At 51.9% G+C, this 22,766-nt stretch carries 17 protein-coding genes; 11 read left to right on the top strand and 6 right to left on the bottom strand.

Features of this window, described 5'->3' with window-relative positions; genetic code table 11:
• Positions 1-990, bottom strand: coding sequence for a hypothetical protein (locus GCU45_RS09705; protein WP_152398776.1), 990 nt, complete (start codon positions 988-990; stop codon positions 1-3).
• Positions 991-1,407: 417 nt separating this feature from the next.
• Between GCU45_RS09705 and GCU45_RS09700 the strand changes: the two genes are divergently transcribed.
• From GCU45_RS09700 to GCU45_RS09685, 4 genes are all read left to right on the top strand, one after another.
• Complete coding sequence (locus GCU45_RS09700; RefSeq protein ID WP_076173742.1) at positions 1,408-2,085, top strand: GntR family transcriptional regulator; 678 nt, start codon at positions 1,408-1,410, stop codon at positions 2,083-2,085.
• A gap of 167 nt (positions 2,086-2,252) precedes the next feature.
• A complete protein-coding gene (locus GCU45_RS09695) occupies positions 2,253-3,614 on the top strand; it encodes a GntP family permease (RefSeq protein ID WP_152398775.1) in 1,362 nt (453 codons plus the stop codon).
• 35 nt (positions 3,615-3,649) lie between these two features.
• Complete coding sequence (gntK, locus tag GCU45_RS09690) at positions 3,650-5,188, top strand: gluconokinase (RefSeq protein ID WP_152398774.1); 1,539 nt, start codon at positions 3,650-3,652, stop codon at positions 5,186-5,188.
• Between the two features lie 309 nt (positions 5,189-5,497).
• Complete coding sequence (locus GCU45_RS09685; RefSeq protein WP_152398773.1) at positions 5,498-5,947, top strand: VOC family protein; 450 nt, start codon at positions 5,498-5,500, stop codon at positions 5,945-5,947.
• 208 nt (positions 5,948-6,155) lie between these two features.
• On the opposite strand, the gene GCU45_RS09680 is transcribed toward GCU45_RS09685, so the two are convergent.
• On the bottom strand, positions 6,156-7,097 hold the full coding sequence (locus GCU45_RS09680; RefSeq protein ID WP_152398772.1) for a helix-turn-helix transcriptional regulator: 942 nt from the start codon (positions 7,095-7,097) through the stop codon (positions 6,156-6,158).
• Positions 7,098-7,190: 93 nt separating this feature from the next.
• Between GCU45_RS09680 and GCU45_RS09675 the strand changes: the two genes are divergently transcribed.
• From GCU45_RS09675 to GCU45_RS09645, 7 genes are all read left to right on the top strand, one after another.
• The gene (locus GCU45_RS09675) at positions 7,191-9,437 is read left to right on the top strand and encodes an ATP-binding cassette domain-containing protein (RefSeq protein ID WP_167527269.1); all 2,247 of its coding nucleotides are present in this window, start codon (positions 7,191-7,193) and stop codon (positions 9,435-9,437) included.
• 699 nt (positions 9,438-10,136) lie between these two features.
• Entirely contained in the window at positions 10,137-11,480 is a 1,344-nt protein-coding gene (locus GCU45_RS09670; RefSeq protein WP_152398770.1) for a hemolysin family protein, read from the top strand.
• A 227-nt stretch (positions 11,481-11,707) separates the two neighbouring features.
• The gene (locus GCU45_RS09665; RefSeq protein ID WP_167527107.1) at positions 11,708-14,011 is read left to right on the top strand and encodes an S-layer homology domain-containing protein; all 2,304 of its coding nucleotides are present in this window, start codon (positions 11,708-11,710) and stop codon (positions 14,009-14,011) included.
• Positions 14,012-14,281: 270 nt separating this feature from the next.
• Positions 14,282-15,136, top strand: coding sequence for a MurR/RpiR family transcriptional regulator (locus GCU45_RS09660; RefSeq protein WP_152402937.1), 855 nt, complete (start codon positions 14,282-14,284; stop codon positions 15,134-15,136).
• A 24-nt stretch (positions 15,137-15,160) separates the two neighbouring features.
• Entirely contained in the window at positions 15,161-15,676 is a 516-nt protein-coding gene (locus tag GCU45_RS09655) for a mismatch-specific DNA-glycosylase (RefSeq protein ID WP_152398768.1), read from the top strand.
• Positions 15,677-16,262: 586 nt separating this feature from the next.
• Positions 16,263-17,435: a response regulator gene (locus tag GCU45_RS09650; RefSeq protein WP_152398767.1), complete on the top strand. Its 1,173-nt coding sequence runs from the start codon at positions 16,263-16,265 to the stop codon at positions 17,433-17,435.
• A 539-nt stretch (positions 17,436-17,974) separates the two neighbouring features.
• On the top strand, positions 17,975-18,229 hold the full coding sequence (locus GCU45_RS09645) for a hypothetical protein (protein WP_208837111.1): 255 nt from the start codon (positions 17,975-17,977) through the stop codon (positions 18,227-18,229).
• Positions 18,230-18,619: 390 nt separating this feature from the next.
• Here GCU45_RS09645 and GCU45_RS09640 read toward each other — a convergent pair whose 3' ends face one another.
• The 4 genes from GCU45_RS09640 to qoxB form a co-directional block, all read right to left on the bottom strand.
• Entirely contained in the window at positions 18,620-19,738 is a 1,119-nt protein-coding gene (locus tag GCU45_RS09640) for an acyltransferase (RefSeq protein WP_167527106.1), read from the bottom strand.
• A 178-nt stretch (positions 19,739-19,916) separates the two neighbouring features.
• Positions 19,917-20,198, bottom strand: coding sequence for a cytochrome aa3 quinol oxidase subunit IV (gene qoxD / locus GCU45_RS09635; RefSeq protein WP_094599503.1), 282 nt, complete (start codon positions 20,196-20,198; stop codon positions 19,917-19,919).
• Between the two features lies 1 nt (position 20,199).
• Positions 20,200-20,796, bottom strand: a complete 597-nt coding sequence (gene qoxC / locus GCU45_RS09630; RefSeq protein ID WP_145163386.1) for a cytochrome aa3 quinol oxidase subunit III — start codon at positions 20,794-20,796, stop codon at positions 20,200-20,202.
• Complete coding sequence (gene qoxB, locus GCU45_RS09625) at positions 20,793-22,739, bottom strand: cytochrome aa3 quinol oxidase subunit I (protein ID WP_152398765.1); 1,947 nt, start codon at positions 22,737-22,739, stop codon at positions 20,793-20,795. Before qoxB ends, qoxC begins: the two co-directional genes overlap by 4 nt.
• Positions 22,740-22,766 lie beyond the last annotated feature (27 nt).

Raw genomic sequence — 22,766 nt, 5'->3', positions numbered from 1 at the left:
TCACATCGGCGCCGTGTAGCGGCCGCCTTCCTGCACGACGCGAAATGCGCCGCCGTCCTGCTGCAGCACGGCCAGGTTCGATCCTTCCGATCCCCACCATTCATACCCAAGCGTATAACCAGGCCCGGAACGGGTGACAAATAAGACGTGGAACAGCTGCGGGTCCATCTGGCCGCCGTCGTCGACACGCCAGGTGGAGCTCGGGTCATCCGTTCCTTCAAAATCGCGAAACAGCAGCGTATCCGGGGTTATCAGTACAAGGCTGGCCAGCGGCTTGCCGCCGTCCTTGTCGTACTGGATGATACCCAGCTGCACGTCAGGGGCGATTTGCCCAATGAGCCCCTGGCTGTGGATGTTCAGGCCTTTGGCTTGCTTGATCCGGGCCGCTGCCTCCTTGGGCAGGCTTCCCTCCGCATGCTCCACCTCCAGAAATTCATGCCCGGCAAAAGCGTCTCTTTGTGCGAGAACGACGCCTGCGTCCGGATCCGCTGGAGTTACCGGGGAAGAGAGGCGGAACAAATCGCCTTCATCATGGTCGAAATTGTACCGGCTCTGCCTGCCGTTATCCTGATCCGACCGGGCCTGATGCTTCGTGAAGCGGATGTCGGTCAGCTCGCCCGGCGCGATGATCGCTTGTGTAAACTGCTCCCGCGGTGTTTGCTGCTTGCCTTCCGGGTCGGCTGCAAGAATCCGGCTGCCGGCGGCGTCCAAATAGCCGAACATCAGCTGGGAAGACTGCAGCTGCCCTGGAGTTTCTGTTTCGGCTTCGCCGTCGTGGCTGCTGGAAGGCTGCGGGCTCCCGGCATCAGGGGTGGAAGCAGGGGGATCAGCTGCCGTGGCGGGAGGTTTTTCGTTGATTCCGTCCGTGGAATTGACCGTTCCGGCAGGCATTGGGTCAGCCGGTGGTGTGTTATCCGCCGAAGGCTTGTGGCTTTCGCAGCCCGTGGCGATACAGATGGACAGCAGCAGGGTGCCGGCGATTTTTTTCAAATTCAATCACTCCCTATCCGAAGCTTGGCGTGCTGGATGTTTCATCCACGCGGTTTACAGATCGCACGGATTGTTTTAAAATAAAGACGATTACAAGTTGTATACAAGTATACTTGGAGGCAGAGGCAGGTTAGAGCAAAGCACAATCAAACTGGAAGCGTTTCTTTTTCGAAGAACCATAGGTCTTCGTGGTAAAAGACGCATTCCGGTTCTTCGTTGTTGCATGGTTCTTTTGAAAAAAGGAAAAAATCGGATTGCGGCACACGGCTGCCTGTCAAACGGTTGAGCGTTGAGACCTGCGGCTGAGACAGGCTTCCGGAGAGCAGGTCCCTCGCCATGGATGCGGCGGTCGGTTGTATGATAGAATCGGTAGCGTACGTCATTGTACATACATTGATTTAGGAGAGTTGTCTCATGCTGCGTTATCCTTCATCCTGGCTGCAGGGTGTTTCCTTGGGAGAGTCGATTGCGTCCGAGCTGAGGCTGCAGATTATCAGCGGCCGGATCAAGCCGGGTGAAATTATTTCAGAGAACCGGGTGGCCGCCGATTTCGGGACAAGCCGTTCCCCCGTCAGAGAAGCCTTGAAATCGCTCTCGAGCGAAGGGCTGATCCGGCTCGAACGGATGGGTGCCGTCGTCGTCGGACTGAGCCTGACCGATATTGTTGAATTGTACGATGTCCGCTTCCTGATCGAGAGCTTCGTTCAGCAGCGGCTGGCCAAGATGGACCGGGATCAGCTGCTGGTTACGCTGCGCCGGATCGTTGACCGGATGGAGCTTGCGGTAAAGCATCAGGATGCCGTCGAATTTTCGTATCAGGACTTGTCCTTTCACGAGGCGATTATTGCGGCAGCGGACCATAAGCGCATTTTGCATTTATGGAACAGCATCCGGCCGATCGTGATGACCGTCATGCTGATTACGACGGAAGAGATTTTTTCCAAAGGGGAAGCAAAGCTCGGGTCCGTGATCGGCAAGCATCAGAAAATTATGGACGGTCTGGCTTCCGGCGACGAGGACGAAATCCAGAAGCTTGTACAGGAGTATTTCGCCGATTCGCGCCAGACGCTGCACCGCAGCCTGACGGATTTTTAAAGCGCTCCGTCCAGTCTTTCCATTCCGTAATTTGAACCAAAAGGGGCTGCTTGCGGGCAGCTTCCGCCTCATGTTGTCGACAAGTATGCAAGTATTTGAAATCAAAGCTTGGAATAATGGGTATCATATGTGAAAAACATCATGTACGAACAAAAGGAGGACAACCCATGTCCAGTATATTCGGTATGAGCCATAATTGGACGCTCATTGTGTGGACACTGATCGCCATTGCATTTCTTATTGTGTTTATTGCCAAATTCAAGTGGAATCCGTTTGTGACCTTGCTGTTGTCCGCCCTGCTGCTCGGATTCCTGACCGGCATGAAATCGATGGATATTATCGATTCCGTGACCAAGGGGCTTGGCGGCACGCTGGGAACGATTGCGATCGTCATCGGTCTCGGCACGATGCTGGGCAAAATGATGGCCGAATCCGGCGGCGCCGAGCAGATCGCCACAACCCTCGTGAACCGGTTCGGGGAGAAACGCGTTCACTGGGCGATGATGATCGTCGGCTTTATCGTAGGGATTCCGGTATTTTTTGAGGTCGGCGTCATTCTGCTGATCCCGATTATTTTTACCGTCGCCCGTAAAACGAAAATGTCACTGCTGCAAATCGGTATTCCGATTCTGGCCGGTCTGTCCACCGTACACGGACTTGTGCCGCCGCACCCGGCACCGATGATCGCAATTGATGCCTATCAGGCGAATTTGGGGAAAACGATTCTGTACTCCCTGATTGTTGGCATTCCGACAGCGATCGTGGCCGGACCGCTCTTTGGTAAATGGATCGGCAGACGCATCCAGGTCGAGCCGCCTGCTGAGCTGGCGGAGCAGTTCTCCAGCAGCAGCACGCGCAAGCTTCCGGGCTTCGGCATTACGCTGCTGACGATTCTGATGCCGGTCATCCTGATGCTGATCGGTTCGATCGCCTCGATCGTTGACCCGGATGCTTCGAGCGGTTTTACGCTGTTCTGCGAATTTATCGGTAACGAAATTATTGCGCTTCTGATCTCGGTCGTGTTTTCTTTCTTCTCCCTTGGCTTCGCCAGAGGATTTACGAAAGAACAAATATCCAAGTTTACGAGCGAATGTCTGGCGCCGACAGCCACGATCATTCTGATCATCGGCGGCGGCGGGGCGTTCAAGCAGGTGCTCATTAACAGCGGCGTAGGTGACGCCATTGCCCAAATCGCAACTTCGGCTCACATTAACATTATTTTGTTTGCATGGTTCGTGGCCGCACTCATCCGTGTTGCAACCGGTTCCGCCACCGTGGCCATGACCACGACTGCGGGGATCGTCGCACCGGTGCTTGCCTTGAACCCAGCAGCCAATGTCGAGCTCGTCGTGCTGGCGACCGGAGCAGGCTCGCTCGTCCTGTCGCATGTCAACGACGCCGGCTTCTGGATGGTCAAGGAATTCTTTAACATGTCCGTCCCGCAGACGCTGAAATCCTGGACCGTCATGGAAACGTTGTTGTCGATCGTTGCATTGATTATCATCCTGGTGCTCAGTCTGGTAGTATAAGGATATGTCTAGTGAAGAAGAAAGAAGGTTGAAACATGAGCAGTAATATGATGATCGGAATCGATATTGGAACGACGAGCACCAAGGCCGTTCTGTTCGAAGAAAACGGAAAGGTTGTGGCCAAGGGAAGTGAAGGCTATCCGCTGCTGACACCGACATCGTCCATCGCCGAGCAGGATCCGGATCTGATATTTACAGCCGTGATCCATTCGGTCAAGCAGGTGATGGATACAAGCGGAATCCGCCCGGAGCAGGTGATGTTCGTCTCGTTCAGCTCGGCCATGCACAGCGTCATTCCGGTCGGCCAGGACGGGAAGCCGCTGATGAACTGCATTACGTGGGCGGATAACCGCAGCGCGAAATGGTCCGAAGTATTGAAGAACGACATGAACGGACATGAAATTTATTTGCGCACAGGTACGCCGATCCATCCGATGTCCCCGCTGACCAAATTGATGTGGCTGCGTCATGACAATCCGGACATTTTCGAAAAGACGTCCAAGTTTATCTCGATCAAGGAGTACGTATTCGCCAAGCTGTTCAACCGGTACGTCGTCGATCATTCGATAGCCTCCTGCACGGGCCTTATGAACCTGAACAAGCTGGATTGGGATGAGGAGGCGCTGCAGGTTGCAGGCATTACGCCAAGCCAGCTGTCCGAGCTTGTTCCGACTACTTACCGCATGGATGGGCTGGATAAGACGTTTGCCGCCGAGATGGGGCTCGATCCATCCACGCCGTTTATCGTAGGCGCGAGCGACGGCGTGCTGTCCAATCTGGGCGTCAATGCGATTGAGCCTGGTGTCGTTGCCGCCACCATCGGTACCAGCGGAGCAATCCGCACCGTGGTCGATCATCCGGCGACGGATCCGAAGGGCCGCATTTTTTGTTACGCCCTGACGGAGAAGCTGTGGGTGATCGGCGGTCCCGTCAACAATGGCGGAATGCTGTTCCAATGGGTACATGATGAAATGGCCGCATCCGAGATCGAGACTGCCAAGCGTCTCGGTATCGATTCGTACGACTTGCTGACACGGATTGCGGAACAGGTGAATCCGGGATCCGACGGGCTGCTGTTCCACCCTTATTTGACCGGGGAACGCGCCCCGCTCTGGAACCCCGACGCCCGCGGATCGTTCTTCGGTCTGACGATGCACCACCGCAAGGAGCATATGATCCGCGCCGTCCTTGAAGGCGTCATTTTCAACTTATATACCGTACTGCTTGCGATGGAGGAACGCATCGGGCGTCCGGCCAAAATCCACGCGACCGGCGGATTTTCCCGTTCCCCGCTGTGGCGCCAAATGATGGCCGACATCTTCGATCAGGAAGTTGTCGTGCCGGAGAGCTTCGAAAGCTCCTGCCTGGGCGCCGTCGTGCTCGGCTTGTATGCCATGGGCAAAGCGGATTCGCTGAGCGTCGTCTCCGGCATGGTCGGATCAACGCATCAGCATACGCCGGTGAAGGAGAACGCACAGATTTACCATCAGCTGCTGCCGATCTTTATTAAAATTTCACGCAACCTGGAAGAGGAATATAAGGCGATCGCCGATTTTCAGCGCAGCCTGTTCTAATCCAAAAGAATGCCTGTACAGCGTTTGAAACTGCTGTGCAGGCTTTTTTTGAATAAATATGGTTTACATCGGAACGTATATTCGCTAATCTGGATATGGGGGTATTTTCCATTAAGATATTGCCCTTACAATGATCACTAGGGGATGTGTAACCATGGACCAACAAACGATGGGTATGCAGACAGAACCGAAGAAGCTATTGGGGAAAACGATTCAAGTTAGGCTTGTCTCGGACTTGAAGCAATCGCAGTTATATTACCGGGATATGCTCGGAACAGCGACTTTATAACTAAGGAGGGGGCTTCATTCATGGCGTCGATGAATACAACGAATCATCAACCCGAAGGAATGAAAACAGTAAATCCCTATTTAATGGTGGAACAGGTGCAGCGTTTGGTTGAATTCATAGAAACGGTGTTCAATGGAAAACTAAAGTATAAACTCGACAGACCGGATGGATCTGTGATGCATGCTGAGATTGCACTCGGGGATTCCGTTATTATGGCCGGTGAGCCCAATGCAGATTTTGGTGCTTTTCCAGCTTCGCTGTACGTGTATGTTGCCGACTGTGACAGTGTCTATGAGCGGGCCATTCGGAATGGAGCCGTATCGGTGATGGTTCCGGCCGATATGAAGCATGCCGGTGAGAGGTACGGTGGAGTTAAGGACCCCTTCGGAAACATCTGGTGGATTGCCACCCATGTTGAAGATTTGACCCCAGAGGAGCAGGCCAAGCGGATTCGGGAGATGTATAAATAACTGCTAGCCAGGTGTCGATGGATTTGTCAGGGTGGTGTTTAGCAGCAGCTATAATGAACAACCAATGCTTTATTAAGAAACTCTCCGTATGGGGAGTTTTTTTGGTTCGGTCCGTATCAGCTTACCTTGACAAAGCCTTTTCTGAGGCGTGAAATCTGCGTCCGTACACATGGAGCTGCAGCCTCCTCCCTATTCGATTGAAATCGCCTCATGCATACTGGCGAAGGATCTCCCGCGCCTGCTCACGAATCCCATCTACAAGCTCGCGCGGCTCAATGACTTTAACGGCAGTACCCAGTTGAAAAAAGTAGCCGGTCACGAATTCCAGCTCGCGCTGATCGATGACACTTTCAATGTAACCTTCATCCGGGCTAACCTCCACGATATAAGGCTCCAGCCATGGCTGGCTGCGGCACTGTCTCAGGCCTTCACGGGTCAGCTCTACATATAAACGGACGGGCGATTCCGGCGTCAGTGTCGTGCTGCGGTTGAGCCAGTCCGGCAGTTCCATCTGTGGCTCAAACGCTTGCTTCGTTTGCTCCATGGACACGATCCGGTCTGTACGAAACAGCCGGATTTCGCCATGAGCCTGATCGAACGCAGGCATGTACCAGAAGCCCTCGCTGGCGTAAATACCGATCGGAGCCACTTCCCTCACTGTATTTTCCAACTTCGACACATATTCGATTTTAAGCAGCCTGTGCGCGGCGGCCGCCTCGATGATTTCCTTTAGAAATGGAGACGGGACGGTCCTTTTTTGATTCCAGAAGGTGATTACCGAATCCAGACCGTCTATTTTTCTTTTCGTATCGTCAGGCAGGCTTGCGTACAGCTTGCGGGAGACGGAATCGATATGAATATCAAACGGAAGCGATTGATAGTACTTCAATGCCTGAAAAGCAAAAAAGATAGCAAACGCCTCTTCCTCATTAAACATGATCGGCGGCAGTGTCCGGTTGGGGAGTACCCGATAACCACCGCTTCTTCCTGGTTCCGTATAAAGCGGGACGCCCATATCGGCAATATCCGTAAGATAGCGGTGCGCCGTTCGGACAGAAATGCCAAATTCATTCGCGACATCCTGTGCGGTAAAACTGCGTTTGGCATTGACATACAGGATTAAATCAAACAGTAATTTGGCTTTGCTCACAAAAGCTCCTCCTCTTCACTTAACCATGACAGTTTCTGTCATGGTTTTAGCATATACTATTTTATACAAATCGCAAGAGGAGGAATCCACATGATCAAAGAAGATGACATTCGCGTCGTCGGCGGAAGAGAAAAAAATCTGAAGGGAGTTCATGTGACGATCCCCAAAAAGCAGATTACGGTATTTGTAGGCGTATCCGGCTCCGGCAAATCGGCGCTTGTTTTCGATACGATCGCAGCGGAGTCGCAGCGGCAATTCAACGAATCGTACTCCAGCTTCATCCGCAACCGGCTCCCTCATTATGGGCAACCGGAGGTGGATGCCATTGAGCATTTGCCGGCGGTGATCGTCATGAATCAAAAAAGGATCGGCGGGAATGCGAGATCTACCGTCGGCACGGTCACGGATATTTATGCGCTGCTGCGGCTGTTGTTTTCCCGGATCGGTACTCCTTTCGTTGGATATTCCGACGTGTTTTCCTTTAACAACCCTCAGGGCATGTGCCCGGACTGCGAAGGCTTGGGGAAAGTGAAAGACATCAACGTCGACCGGTTGATCGATAGGGAAAAATCGCTAAACGAGGGGGCTATTCTGTTTCCGACCTTCATGCCCGGCGACGTCAGGTGGAAAAGGTACGTGTGCACCGGCCTGTTCGATAACGACAAAAAGCTGAAGGATTATACGGATGAGGAGATGGATACGCTGCTCCATAAAAGCGGGTTCAAGCCGCCCAATCCAACGGAGGGGTGGCCGCCGACGTCTCTCTATGAAGGGGTCATTCCGCGCATTAAACGTACTTATCTATATAAGGAGTCGAGAGATGCTAAAAGATATCAGGAGGCGATCGACCGCATCGTGAGCGAGAAGCTGTGCGCTTCATGCCGCGGCGGCCGCCTGAATCCACGCGTGCTGTCCTGTAAAATTAACGGAAAAAGCATTGCCGATTGTGCGGGTATGCAGGTTAGCGAGCTTATTAGGTTTATACGTTTCATCCGCGAGCCTGAAGTACAGACGGTGACGGACGAAATCGTCAACCGCCTTGGCAATTTGCTGGCGGTAGGCCTTGGCTATTTAAGCATGAACCGCGAAACGCCCAGCCTGTCGGGCGGTGAATCGCAGCGGATCAAGATGGTGCGTCAGCTCGGCAGCAGCTTATCCGATTTGCTGTATATTTTTGACGAGCCCAGCATTGGACTCCATCCGCATGATGTCAATACCATCAACCGATTGCTTAAGCAGCTGCGGGATAAAGGTAACACCGTTCTGATTGTCGAGCATGATCCGGATGTGATCCAGATTGCTGACTATATTGTTGAAATGGGGCCGCGTGCCGGAACCCACGGTGGAGAGGTCGTATTTCAGGGGAGCTATCATGAGCTGCTGTCATCCCCGACATTAACTGCTGGGTACTTAAACCGTGACCTCGACTTCAAAAGGGAGGTCAGGAAGCCTGGCGGTTGGCTCGCCATCGAGCATGCGACGATGAATAATCTCAAAGATATTAGCGTTCGAATTCCGTCCGGCGTGATGACCGTTGTTACCGGAGTAGCGGGATCCGGAAAAAGTACGTTGATCCGTCAGGTTCTTCCGAGGTACTACCCCGAGGCGATTTTCATTGACCAAAGCGCGATCCACGCCTCCAGCCGGTCCAATCTGGCCACCTATACGGACATCTTCGACACGATCCGAACTTTGTTCGCCAAGGAAAACCGCGTTAACGCTTCGCTGTTCAGCTTCAACTCCGAAGGGGCTTGTCCCCACTGTAAGGGCTTGGGGATCATATCTACCGATCTCGCCTTTATGGATACGGTCTCCAGCATCTGCGAAGCATGCGAAGGAAAGCGTTATACAGAACAGGTACTGTCCTATCGGTTTCGCGGGAAAAGCATCAGCGACGTTCTGACCATGACCGTGGAGGATGCGCTCAACGTGTTTCATGAAAAAGAAATTGAGACGCCGCTCAACCGATTAAAGGAAGTAGGCCTCGGTTATTTGACCTTAGGACAACCTCTGAGTACGTTATCAGGGGGCGAACTGCAGCGGGCCAAGCTGGCCGCGGAGCTGGAGGGAGAAGGGACCCTGTATGTCCTGGACGAGCCGACCACCGGACTGCATATGTCTGATGTCGAGCTCCTGATCGGCCTCATGAACCGCCTCGTGGAGCGGGGCAGTACCTTGATCGTGATCGAGCACAATTTGCAGGTGATCCGTCAGGCTGACTGGATGATCGATCTCGGCCCTGGGGCCGGAGAAGAAGGCGGCCAAGTGATGTTTGAAGGCATACCGAAGGATAGCATCGATTGCAGCGCCTCGATTACTGGGAGGTATTTAGGGCTTTAGCGAGGACGCGTGGTTCAAAGGATTTTTGATTCAAATGTGCCGGAGAAAATTTACGGTGTAAGGGGATCCCGACGATTCTACGAATTGTCGGGATTTTTTTGGTTTAAGAAGTATGAGCACAGAGATATAGGCTTCCTTATGTAAAAGAAACTTTCGATAAAACGGGGTCGGGCTTCTTCTCTAAGTACGTCGGTGGTCTTTTTTTTTCTTTAGGTATGTTTTGCCTACATCAGTTGCACCTATAGAAAAAGGGGATTAAAGGCGTAAAGTTAACGTGCCGCCTTTGAATTCGTGTTGTGACCACCTAATAAAATCCCAAACAACACGAATTCAACAGCGGCTGAAGCCCAATGCCCTTTCCTCCCACGCGCCAAAAGTTGAAGTCACAGCCTGTTCCACTCGCCAAAAGTCGAAGTCCAGGCATCTCCACATCTCAGGTCTACCCGAGCCGAATTCAAAGCGGCTGAAGTCCATGCCCGCTCCTCCCACGCGCCAAAAGTCGAAGTCATGGCCCGTTCCCACGCATCAAAAGTCGAAGTCCGGGTATATTCATCCCTGCATCGTCCATCCTAAGTCCATGCGTTCCCCCTCAAAATTGGGTATATACATTCCAAGAGATTATTCATCCGTTGAACATAAAGGAGGTGCTCCTTATCCTGGCCGCTCACCGCCGCCCAAGGCGCAGGGTAAGGAAATGCTGTGGAAATTGTGAAAATCATATTCGTTGTTCTGCTCATCGCATTAACCGCGTTCTTCGTCGCCTCCGAATATTCGGTGATCCGTGTCAGAGTGTCCCGCATTAACCAATTGGTGACCGAAGGCAATAAAAATGCCCGTGCGGTCAAACATATCATCTCGCGCCTGGACGAGTTTCTCTCCGCCTGCCAGCTCGGAACGACGCTGACCTCGATGGCTCTTGGCTGGCTGGGGGAATCCACCGTGGAGCGAATGATCCATCCGTTGTTTGAGCTCACGCATACGCCCGAGTCGGTGGAGAGCATCGTGTCGTTCATTATCGCCTTTTTGATCCTGACCTACTTTGAGGTCGTGATCGGGGAACTCGTGCCGAAAAGCTTTGCGATCCAGATCGCTGAACCGATGGCATTGTTTTTCGCCCGTCCGCTGATTATTTTTTACAAAATCACGTATCCCTTCAACTGGATTTTGAGCCGCTCCTCGCGCGTCATTACCGGCATCTTCGGGGTTAAGCCCATATCGGAGGAAGACGCCGCATTAAGCGAAGCTGAGCTCCGTTTTGCGCTTACCGAAGGGTATCGCAGCGGCGAAATTACGCCGACCGAGTACCGCTACCTCAACAACGTCTTTGATTTCGACGAGCGGGACGCACGGGAAATCATGGTGCCGCGGACTTCCATCCGTTACGTCTCCCATAATGCGACGGTCCGGGATGTCCTGGATGTCATCGAGAGCAAAACGTTCAATTACCTGCCGGTTGCGGTAGATGGCGATAAGGATCGCGTAACCGGGATTATCCACGTCAAGGAAATGCTGCATCAAGTCGTCCGGCGCGTAACCGGCGAAGACGAGAAGATTACGCCTTTTATCCGTCCGGTTCTGCAGGTGATAGAAACCGTTCAGGCGAGAGATCTGCTGGCTCAGATGCAGAAGGCGGGCATCAATATGGCGGTGCTGATGGACGAGTACGGGGGAACGTCGGGTCTGGTCACGATGGAGGATATCCTGGAGGAGATTGTGGGAGATATTCCTTCGGGTTCCGGCGGCCCGCAGCCAGCGGGATCTCTGCTGATCACGAAGCTGGAGGACAACCGCTACCGCTTTCAGCCGCAAGCCCTCATCCATGATGTGAACAAAAAGCTGGGGACCAATATCCCGGCGGGGGATGAAGTGTACACGATCGGCGGCTGGCTGCTGTCGCAAAAGTTCGATCTTGCCGAAGGGGACGTCATCCGGCAGGACGACTGCGAATTTGCCATTCGACGCATGGAAGGGCCGATGATCCGGGAGATCGAGGTCGTTAAGCACGAACCCGAGCCGGAGCTGCCGGAAGCAGGGGAGGACTAACGGTTTGAGTTTTGGAGCTTGATGCAGTGGTGAGCATAAGATTACGAAGACAACCGACAGAAGGCCTTTCGGGATAGCCGGAGGGCCCTTTTCTTGTGGTTGTACGGTGTTTTCTTCGGAATATTTATTGTGAGGAGGGAGGAATGGAAGGAATTTGGCACGGATATCTCGAACGAATAAAATTGATTTTTCAAATGACCGCTTTAATTAAAATTGGGGGAACGAACATGGTACGCAAAGCTCTAACCGTAATGACAGCACTTGGCGTGTTTATGGCTGCCGCTCTGCCGACAGGTGCACTGGCCAAAACCGTCGATGATTTCACCGATCTTCAGGGAGTGGACATCGCGACCAAAGCAAAACTGGAAACCTTGATTCAGGCCGGAGTTTTTCAAGGTGTTTCCGAGGAACGTTTTGGACTTAAAGACACGCTTACAAGGGCCCAGTTCGCCAAGGTGCTGGCGCTGATTTTGAATCTCAAGGTCGATGACAGCTTGACGAAATCTTCATTTAAAGACGTTGTGGCCGATGACCCCGGTAACGGGTACGCGCTGCCTTACATCGAAGCCCTCAAGCAGGCGGGGATTGCCACGGGGAATGCCGACGGCACGTTTAATCCGGCAGGGACGGTAACTAAGGAGCAGCTGGCCGCTTTTCTGATCCGGGGACTGGGGAAAGAGGGGGATGCCAAAGCAACGCCAGGCGTTTCGGATAATACGGTATCCGATTGGGCAAAAGGATATGTAGCCTTGGCGCTTCAAATTAAATTGCTACATGGGTCCGCAGGCGATTTTCAAGGGGATGCAGCGACTACCCGCGATGAACTTATTGAGGGGGTGTACGAGAGCGGAATCTATTATGACAGAATGCAACCTTTTCGCGTAGTCAAGGTCAAGCAGACGGGGGCGAGCCGCCTTCAGGTAAGTCTCAGCCGTCCCAAAACGAATGAAGAATTCGCCTTTAAAGTCGTCAGCAAAAAATATGGCGAAGTGACCGTAAAGGCGGTGGAATGGAGCGGAGGGAAAGCAACCCTCATCTTGGACCGCAAATTGGAAGAGGACTCGTACGACATTACGTTGACCGGAACCGGGCCAATCGATGAAAAGTATACGCAGGGCTCTGCAGCTACCCAACCGGAGAAGCTAATGAAAATCGAGTTTGCAGCTCCGAGCAATACAGTCGCTTGGGCCAAGGAGATTTCGATTGATTTTGTTCCGTTAAACCAATTTGGAGAGGTCATGGATCTGACCGCAGACGACTTTGACATCTCTTCTTCCAAGGATTTAACGACGGTCAAAGGAAAGCCTTCCGTTTTGGTGTACAGCAGCGGTTCGCCCCTGGAGAGAGGTGACCTGTTTAGTATTTCGATCATGGAACCGAATGGATGGGTCGCGGTCACCCGCATCTTTACTATTGGAGATCCGGTGATCGTAGGAAAGCTGGAATCGAAAGGGATCACGGATTCCACGGGCAAAGCAACCGACTCGCTCATGAGCGGCGAGCAAGCGTATTGGAACTTTACGGCGTACAATCAGTACGGTAGTCCAATTCGCGACCTGGACGTTCTAAGAAAATACATCACTGTGACTCCGGACAAGAGTCAGTTGAAATTTGACGGCATGTCTGCATTTTCCGGCGATCCGGCTCAAACCTATGCCCGGCTCGTCGCGGATACATCTTCGGAGGTTCAGGTGAAGGTAACGCTGAGCGGCAGCAGTTCGGGAGATACGTTCCAATCCACGCTTACGCTGAAGCCGAAGCCTGTCGTAGAGCCTGCCCCAATATATTCGCCTCCGGCCAGCACGCCTTCGCCTGACCCTGAACCGCCAGTAGAGGAGAACCCGGCAGCGGTGGTGGAGGAGATTGGGCTCGCCAATCAGACTTCCGAATCGGTAAATGTTCAGCCGATGACGAAGAATGCCAAGAAGCTGTACTACGCGGTCATTCCAGCGGCGGATGCGCCTACAGTTATGACTGCGGATGAGGTTAAGAACTATAAGTCAGCCCATCCTGAATCGATCAGCGGGGACGCAGATGTGGCATCAACCGCCGAGAACACGAAAACAACCGTAACGCTGAGTAACCTTTCCCCCAAGACCAAGTACAAAATATTTGTGGTGGCGGAGAATGGAGAGAGGCTTTTATCCGAAGTGAAGACGCAGGAGATGGAAACGAGGTTTAAATTTAGTTTGGTGAACCCTCCGCCAATTATCATACCGGAAGGCGCGGATAATAAAGGGGCTTTATCAGGGTATGTTATGTACGATGCTCCCAACCCACTTGAAGAAGCCGAGCTTTTCTTTACGCTGGATTCGTCGGAAAAACTCAGTATGGATGAGGTCATCCTTAATGCCGTTCAGAAGAAGCCCTTATCCGATGCAAGAAAAGCCAGCTCGGGGATGGGGTCATTTGAAATATTCTCCATACCACCTGCTGAATCGCCTTACTACCTCTACTTAGTTATGAAGCAAGGCAGCAACAGTTACTCCGATCTACTCAAGTACCAGGTCAACTGGCAAGCACAGCCATGACCATCTAATCCATAACATGAAGAGCACCCAAACTCATTTGGGTGCTCTTTTTATAGCCCATATTCATTGGCTCATGTTTCTTGCAACATCTGCCCCGCTTCCCCATCCCTTTGGCTTGCAATCCTCTTTTTTTGACTATACAATAAAATTGTATTGTTATTGGAGAAATTAACCTCCATTATTTATAATTTGGGAATTTATCTCCTAAAATGAATGCAGGTTAATAACCGCGAACCGGCTTAAAAGAGGAAGGGGAAGATACAAGTGTCCATGGTGCAGGAAATGGGAAAGACCCTGCTGAGCATCCGCAGCCATCTGAACGGACTGACGAAAACAGAGCAGAAGGTGGCCCAGTACATTTTGGAGCATGCCCAGGATATTATCTATGAATCGGTGACAGAGCTCGCCGAGAAGGCGGATGTCGGGGAAACGACGGTGCTCCGCTTCTGCCGCAAGCTGAAGTTTCAAGGCTTTCAGGACTTCAAGCTGTCTTTGGCGCAGGATCTGGTGAAGCCGACGGACCATATTCATAGAGAGATTTCCGAGGATGACGACGCGGTCACGCTCAGCCAGAAAATTATCGGTACGCACATCCAGACCCTCGATCAGACGCGCGAGCTGATCAATGGGGAGCAGCTGAGCAAGGCGATTGAGTGCCTGCTAAGCGCATCGTCCATCCACTTTTTTGGAGTGGGATCCTCGGGCTTGACGGCGATGCAGGGGGCTCACAGCTTTGCCCGGATCGGCAAGCGGAGTACGGCGGTCGCGGATACCCATTTTCAGGCGATGGGCGCTTCGCTTATGACGAGCAGCGACGTAGCCGTAGGCTTGTCCATCTCGGGCAGCACCAAGGATACGATCGACAATCTGAATTTGGTGAAAAAGGCGGGTGCCCGCATTATTGCCATTACGAGCAACGCCCGTTCCCCGATTACGAAGGTGGCAGACATCGTGCTGATTATGGTAGGCCGGGAGAATCCGCTTCAGGGAAGCTCTTTGTCGGCGAAAATGTCCCAGCTGGCCGTCATCGACATGCTGAACGTCGCCGTATCTTTGCGAATGAAGGATGAAGCGCTGAAGTACCGGGAGATCACGGCCAAAGCGACATCGGATAAATTGTACTAACCGGAAATAAAGGAGGGGATAAGGATGCCCGAGGTACCAGATCATCTCGATGATGGCTTGTCCATCCTGTTTATCGGCTTTAATCCCAGCCTGCAGTCCGGAGAAACCGGGCACCATTACGCTAACCCGCGGAACAATTTTTACCGTATTTTGCACCGCTCGGAGCTGACACCGAGACTGTACGATGCTTCGGAGGACCAGGACCTTCTGAAGCTCGGCTACGGTTTCACGAATATTGTGGCAAGACCGACTCGGGGCGTGGACGATATCGAGCGGCAGGAGTACGCGGAGGGAAGGGAGATTCTCCGGAGAAAACTGCGGCAGTACCTGCCGCGGATTGCCTGTTTTGTCGGCAAAGGCGTGTACACGGAATACAGCCGGCGCTCCAAGGTGGATTGGGGATTTCAGCCGGACCCCGTCATCCCGGAAATCCATGAGTTTGTGGCCCCCAGCTCAAGCGGACTCGTACGGATGCCGATGGAGGAGATCGTCGGAATTTACCGCCAGCTGGCGGAGTTTATAGAGAAGCAGGGATCCTGACTTGCACCGACCCATCGAAGCAGGCGAAGCTCAGTAGAAGCCCTGCTTTTTTGCGTTCAAAACCTGCGGGTGACGAGACAAGTGAACATGAGATGACACAGATAGTTCCCATTGTCCTTTTAGCTACATATAAGTAGAATAAGGTGCTGAGCGTGAAGACAGCCGGCACAGCCTTTACAGCGTGACACCTCAGATAATGGAGGATTTCCAATATGTCCAAAAGGAACCTCACCACAAGGAGACTCACCAAAAGGAATGACGCCAAAAGAAAGTTTCGTCCGAAAAAGAGGCGCCGGCAGTCCGCAGAAGATCAAAAACTGGACCAACTCGCGTATACCTCGTCATTTCTTGTCGTCATTGCTTTAATTATAAAATTGATCAATATCGCGTTCTACAGTTAATTACTAAACGAATTGAATCGATGCCGAATTAGTGATACTCTCGAATTGGGTAATCGTGGAGCAGCCCTGTGATGAAGCTTTTTTGCGGGGCTGCTTGCGGTATTGTCGTACATGATCTGACTCTCAAAATCGCATCATTAGAAGACGGCATGTTCGAAATGGCCTGAAAGGAGAACGCATAGACCTTGAAGATTATTCTTGTTGATGACGAATATCTCGCTTTGAAGAAAATGGAACGGCTCCTGCAGTCGCTGGAAGGCGTAAATCTGGAGCCTCTGACTGTCCGAGCCTTCCAAAGCCCTCTTCAAGCGCTGGATGCAGCGGCGGAGGACGCCCCGGACCTTGCCTTCCTGGATATCGATATGCCAGAAATGACGGGTTTTGAGCTGGCTGACCGCTTGCTCGCCATGTATCCCCGTCTGGAGGTTGTGTTTGTAACGGCCTATCAGGAGTTTGCTATAAAAGCTTTTGAGATTAACGCGCTGGACTATTTACTAAAACCGATTCATCCCGATAGACTGGCTGTTACGATGAAACGGGTGGCTTCCTCACCGCCGGCGGGTGCCCCTACGGAAGAGGGCCGATCCGTAAACCATATGATGCTTTGCTGCCTGAAAAACCTGCACTTTCGATCCGCCGACGGTAAGCCCCATTCTTTTTCCTGGAGAACCCTGAAAGCACCGGAGTTGTTTGCGTACCTGATCTATTACCGGAATAAAACCGTAAGCAAGCAAACCCTGATCGACTTGTTATGGCCGGATTTTAACCTGAAGAGAGCGACAACCCAGCTTCACACGGCCATCTATCAAATTAGGAAAACGATTAAGACGAGCGGCATTGATCTACATATCAAGTTTCAGGATGAAGGTTACCGGCTTGAATTCGGAAATGTGACACTGGATATCGAGGAATGGGAAAAAGATCTGCGCAGCGCCCCGCCAGTGGCGCCTGAAAGCCTTCCGGATCATATCGCCATCATGGATAAGTACCCTGGGGATTTTCTGGATGAACACGGGTACGGGTGGGCAGAGCCCGAACAAGAGCGGACCCGGCTGCTCTGGTTTGACCATGCGAAGAGAATCGCCGAATGTTGTGCTGGACTCGAACAGCATGCGGAAGCTATCGGATTGTATCAGGAAATGATCCGAAAAATGCCTTACAGGGAAGAGGGATACGAAGGATTAATGAAGCTGTATGCCTCCCTCAATCAACGGGTCGGAGTCCGCCGGCTGTACCAGCAGATGACATCGGTTTTCTTGGAAGACTACGATATGGCTCCCAGTAAAGAGATCTCAGCCTGGTTCGAGGCGTGGGAGAAGGAACGCGTGCATGAGAAGGAAGAAGCAGACGTCCAATAAAGAGAGTTTAAACGTGAACTTCCGCTGTTAAGGGAAAGGATTTGCGGGCTCTTGTTTTTTGGAAGCTATGTCTACGGTCTTGTATAATACTTGTTCTTTTATGAGAATCTCCTTGATTTCTGCGTTCGACATTGTACTATATTTGAGCAACGTTTCCTTGAGAATGCGCGTAACTTCCATGGATCCTCCTCAAATATCTTTATCTCTGACATATCGGTCCCAAATCTCGGGTTCCACGATATGAAGTATATGTTTGTATTATACAAAGTAGAAATGAACTTTATCTGAATATAGCATGGGAATGAAGAAGAAAACGGGTGCTGGAATAAGCATCCGTTTGTTTTTTAGAAAAGCCTAAGTGTATTAAAAGTCTGTTTTTTATCCACATTCAGAATTTATCCAGTCCGTTATGGTTTAATCGGGGTATGTTGGGTATCAGTATATTAATGCCTGATCCGCCGTCTCTGCGGCGAGAAGACAAATAAAGGTTATGTGGTGATCATATGAAACTATCCGACAAACAAATGGAAGCGCTAAGCATGGCGCAACAACATGGCGGGCGGCTGCAACGCTGGAAGCATGGCGGGTATTGGACTTATGAGAGGGAGCCGGACGACTCATGGAACCTATCGAAGCCGGGGTGGTATTGTACGACCAATACCGTTTTTGCGCTCGTTCGGCGGGGGCTTGTGAAGATGGACCACTGGGAGAGCTGCACGCTTACACCGGAACCGAAACGCGTCTTATTTGCAGGGATGGTCTGGGAAGAGAAGTCCGGGAAGAAAAGCGGGTGACCACCGATTTAAGATCAAACTATGGGCAGGCATCATGATTGCGGCTGGGCGCAGCTCTGTTCGGGTTCAAGAAGAAACGAGCAGCCCAAAAGCAGTTGTAGAATGAAGCGAATCGTATTAGCAAAGTTTCAAAAGTAGATAAGCAAGCAGCCTGCCGCATAAACGGCAGGCTGCTTTTTTCAACCGTGAAACCAGCGGAGCGGACGGGTCAATTCCGGAGAAACGGAGTGGTCGCCTTTGTCAGCCCATGTTAACCTAAGCGTCGTTCAATTCAATACATGGGCTGGCAACAGCGATCGGAGGAATGAGCCGTTTGCGCAGCGGGCTTACAGATCTTTCTGATTTTGCTCATCTTCAAGGACTTAGAGCTGTGCAGCTTCATTCCCAAGCTCACAACGTTCCGCTCTGAGACGCGCCGCGTTTGTTCCGGGCCTTCCATTTAGATTCCCCGACAAGATAGACGCCAAGCGGCGTATGCATGAGGAGCCAAGTGATCAGCCAGGAGGCGGCCAGCGCAGCAGCCCCGCCTGCCCAGGTGAGCAGGTGATAGGCGATCGGGCCGCTCGTCATGACAAAATGCCGCCACAAGATCAAAAAGTAGGGATGAATAAAGTAAATGCCGAAGGCGCAGGATCCGAGGGAAAACAGTACTTTTTGAAGTCGTGGTTTCCCTTCCAGGATTCGAACGAACAGCACCAAAAATACACACGCAATACTGCAGTAGGCGTAATCCGTTATAAAGTTGATGTTGGATAGAAAAGGCTGGCGAATCCAATGGGGGTTAGCCAGCTGAAGCCATTTTTGCACGATAAAGAGCATTGCGGACCCCAGAAACAGAGCAACCCAACGGTAGTTCCATTTCGGCGTTTCATCAGAAGACACCCCCTTTAACCGTTCGGCCATGTAAGCACCCAAAAAGAAATAAACGACGTAGGTCATCACGAAGGTCCCGGTTTTATGCATGTGAAGCACGTAATAATTCAGCAGATAGAAGGCGATTTGCAGCACAGCCCCCACGAGTATGGGATGCCGCCGGACCTTCCCTATCTTTTGAAACAACAGCGATAGGAGAGGAAACAGCACATAAAACTGGGCGATGATGATCATGAAATACAAATGGTCATAGCTGCCGCCAAGCGGCAAGCCTTTAAGAAATTTGCGGAGGCCGTCTGAGAATGAAATATGCTGGATATACGACAGATAAGTGGAGTAATACACGGACCAGAACAAGTAAGGCAGCAGAATCCTCTTTAAGCGTTTCCAATAAAAAAGCAGCCAGTTGCCCTGAACGCCGCCGTCATAGCGGTAGAACAGGACGAGCGAGCTCAAAAACAGAAACGCCGGTACGGCAAATTGAGAAGCCGCATTCAGGATAAAATAGAGCGGGTACACGGTGGAATCCATGGACAGAAAGGCTACCGGATAGGATGTCACATGGATGGTGACTACAGCCAAAATAGCAATGCCGCGCAAGAGATCCAAATAGGTGATCCTCTGTTTTTGGGCCAATACTTTGTTCGCCTCCATTGGAACGTTTTCGTATTGCAACATTTGACGAGCCAATGGTTAGATTCGATTTTGCATAAAAATATTCCTTTTTCACCAGAAAATAATCCAACAAAAAAAGGCTTTCCTGACCCTTAGGATCAGAAAAGCCTTTGATATATCTGAGCTCAAGCTCAGCTTCTTACCATCCCCACAGCATCGTGAAGAGTGTACCGAAGATCGTAACCAGTCCGACGAACAACGCATACGCAATGTTAAAGTACAGCGTCTTTTTGTTGTCGGTCTCGCCGATGTGCATGAACAGCACAAGCTGCAGCGACGCCTGGATGAGCGCACACACGATCAGGATCCAGAGTCCGGCGGTCGGGTTGAAATCCCAGAATACAACGCCCAGTCCAACCACTGAAAGGATCAGCGAGAAGATGTATCCGATCACGTGCCGTATTGGAAATAAACGTGCCATATTACATCAGTCCTTTCATGTAGACAAAGCTGAAGATGAAGATCCAGACAACGTCAAGGAAGTGCCAGTACAGCGAGAAGATAAACGATTTGTTCGCAGTCTCATCCGTAAAGCCTTGACGGCCGACCTGAATCAGAATGCCGGCGCCCCAGAGAATACCCATCGTCACGTGAAGACCGTGGGTACCGAGCAGGACGAACAAGCTGGACAGGAACGCGCTCGTTTGTAGCGTAGCGCCTTCGTGAACGTAGTTGACGAACTCGGTGATCTCAATGCCCAGGAAGCCGAGACCCATGAGCAGCGTGATGACGAAGAAGACGATCATCGGCTTCTTCAGATTGAGGCGCATGGCGTGAATGCCAAGGCCGCAGGTAAAACTACTGGTCAGGAGCAGGAACGTCTCCCAGATGACGCCGTTCAGTTCAAACAGCTCTTTCCCCGTCGGGCCGCTCCCCGTCCGGTTCCACAGCGTGAGATAGACGGCGAACAGCGTGGAGAAGAGGGCGATTTCTGCCCCAAGGAAGAGCCAGAACCCGAAGATCTTGTTGCTGTTCTCTTCCGTTCTATACTCGAGTGGTAGTGAATCATTTATTTTCATACGGAATCACCCCGCAATTTCTGTTCAGTGGCGGCAATTTCCTCAGGTGAAATGTGATAGCCATGATCGCGTTCGAAGGAACGCAGAGCCAGCATGACTACGACACCGATACCCGCAATGATTGCAGGAATGAACCAGCTGAATACCAGGAAAAAGCCTAGGAAAAACATAATGACGCCGAGAATGAACGGTTGACCGCTGTTGTTAGGCATATGAATCGGTTCGTAAGGGCCTTCTTCGTAGAGAGGTACCCCGTTGACTTTTGCTTCCCACAGCGCATCCATGGATTTGACGTTAGGTACCTTGGCGAAGTTATACACCGGCACAGGGCTTGGCGTACTCCACTCCAGCGTACGTGCATCCCATGGGTCTCCGTTTTCGTCGCGAGGGCTGTAACGGAAGCTCCAGTAGAAGTTGTAGCACAGAACAACAAATCCGATGGCCAGGATAAAGGCACCGATCGTAGCCACCATATTCAGCGGGCCAAAGCCGGTGTCGGCCGAATACGTGTACATCCGGCGCGTCATGCCGCTCAGTCCAAGGAAGAACAGTGGCAGGAAGGCCGTGTTGAAACCGACGACGATGAGCCAGAAGGCTGTCTTGCCGAGCTTCTCGTTCAGGCGGAAACCGAAGATTTTCGGGAACCAGAAGTACATGCCTGCCAGAACCCCGAAGACGGTACCCGGAATCAATACATAGTGGAAGTGGGCAACCAGGAACATCGTATTATGGTACTGGTAGTCCGCGCTGGCCATCGCCAGCATGACGCCGGTTACGCCGCCGATCGTAAAGATCGGAATAAAGGCCATCGCGTACAGCATCGGTGTCGTGAACGAGATTTTACCTTTCTGCAAGGTAAAGAGCCAGTTGAATATTTTGACGCCGGTCGGTACGGCAATCGCCATCGTCGTGATGGAGAAGAAGCCGTTGACCATGACGCCCGCGCCCATCGTATAGAAGTGGTGAGCCCATACGATAAAGGACAGGAGCGAGATGACCACCATACTGGCGACCATCGATTTATAACCGTACAAGTTCTTTTTCGAGAATGTGGAAATAATATCACTGAATATACCGAAGGCCGGCAAAATAACGATATATACTTCAGGGTGACCCCATACCCAGAACAGGTTGGCCCAGAGCATATCCATACCGCCGTTCGCCATCGTAAAGAACTGGCTGCCGAAGATGCGGTCGAACATCATCAGGGCAAGGGCAACGGTCAGAACCGGGAATGCGAACAGGATGATAACGTTCGTAATCAGGACGGACCAAGTAAACATCGGCATGCGCATCAGTTTCATGCCTGGCGCACGCATTTTAAGAATCGTTACGATAAAGTTGACACCGGTCATCAGCGTACCGATACCGGAAATCTGAAGGGCCAGAGAGTAGAAGTTGTTACCTACGGTCGGGCTGAACTCCAGGCTCGCCAGCGGGAAGTATGCGGTCCAGCCGGCATCCGGCGATCCCCCGATGACGAAGGAAATGTTGAACAGCATCGCTCCGAAGAAGAACATCCAGAAGCTGACGGCGTTCAGTCTAGGGAAAGCTACGTCGCGCGCCCCGATTTGCAGCGGAACGACAACGTTCATAAGTCCGATAACGAACGGCATCGCCATGAACAGGATCATGATAACGCCGTGCGTTGTAAAGATTTCGTTATAGTGCTGCGCATCCAGAAACTTCATTTCCGGAGCCGCGAGCTGCGTACGCATCAGCAGGGCGTCGATGCCGCCGCGGAACAGCATGATGAGAGCGGCCAGGATGTACATGACCCCGATCCGTTTATGGTCAACCGTTGTGAGCCATTCGCGCCACAGATAACCCCACTTTTTAAAATAGGTCAGGCCGATCAGAATGGCGAGGGAAACGACGACGATACTGACCATGGCAGCATAGATCATCGGCTCACCGGTTACAAAAAATTCGTCCCATTTCATGCAGATAGGTCTCCTTTCCAGTTGATG

This window comes from Paenibacillus cellulositrophicus, from assembly GCF_009363095.1.
Taxonomy (GTDB): domain Bacteria; phylum Bacillota; class Bacilli; order Paenibacillales; family Paenibacillaceae; genus Paenibacillus_AQ; species Paenibacillus_AQ favisporus.
Note: the sequence above shows the minus strand (reverse complement) of the source record. Positions and strands in the feature narration are given on the sequence as shown.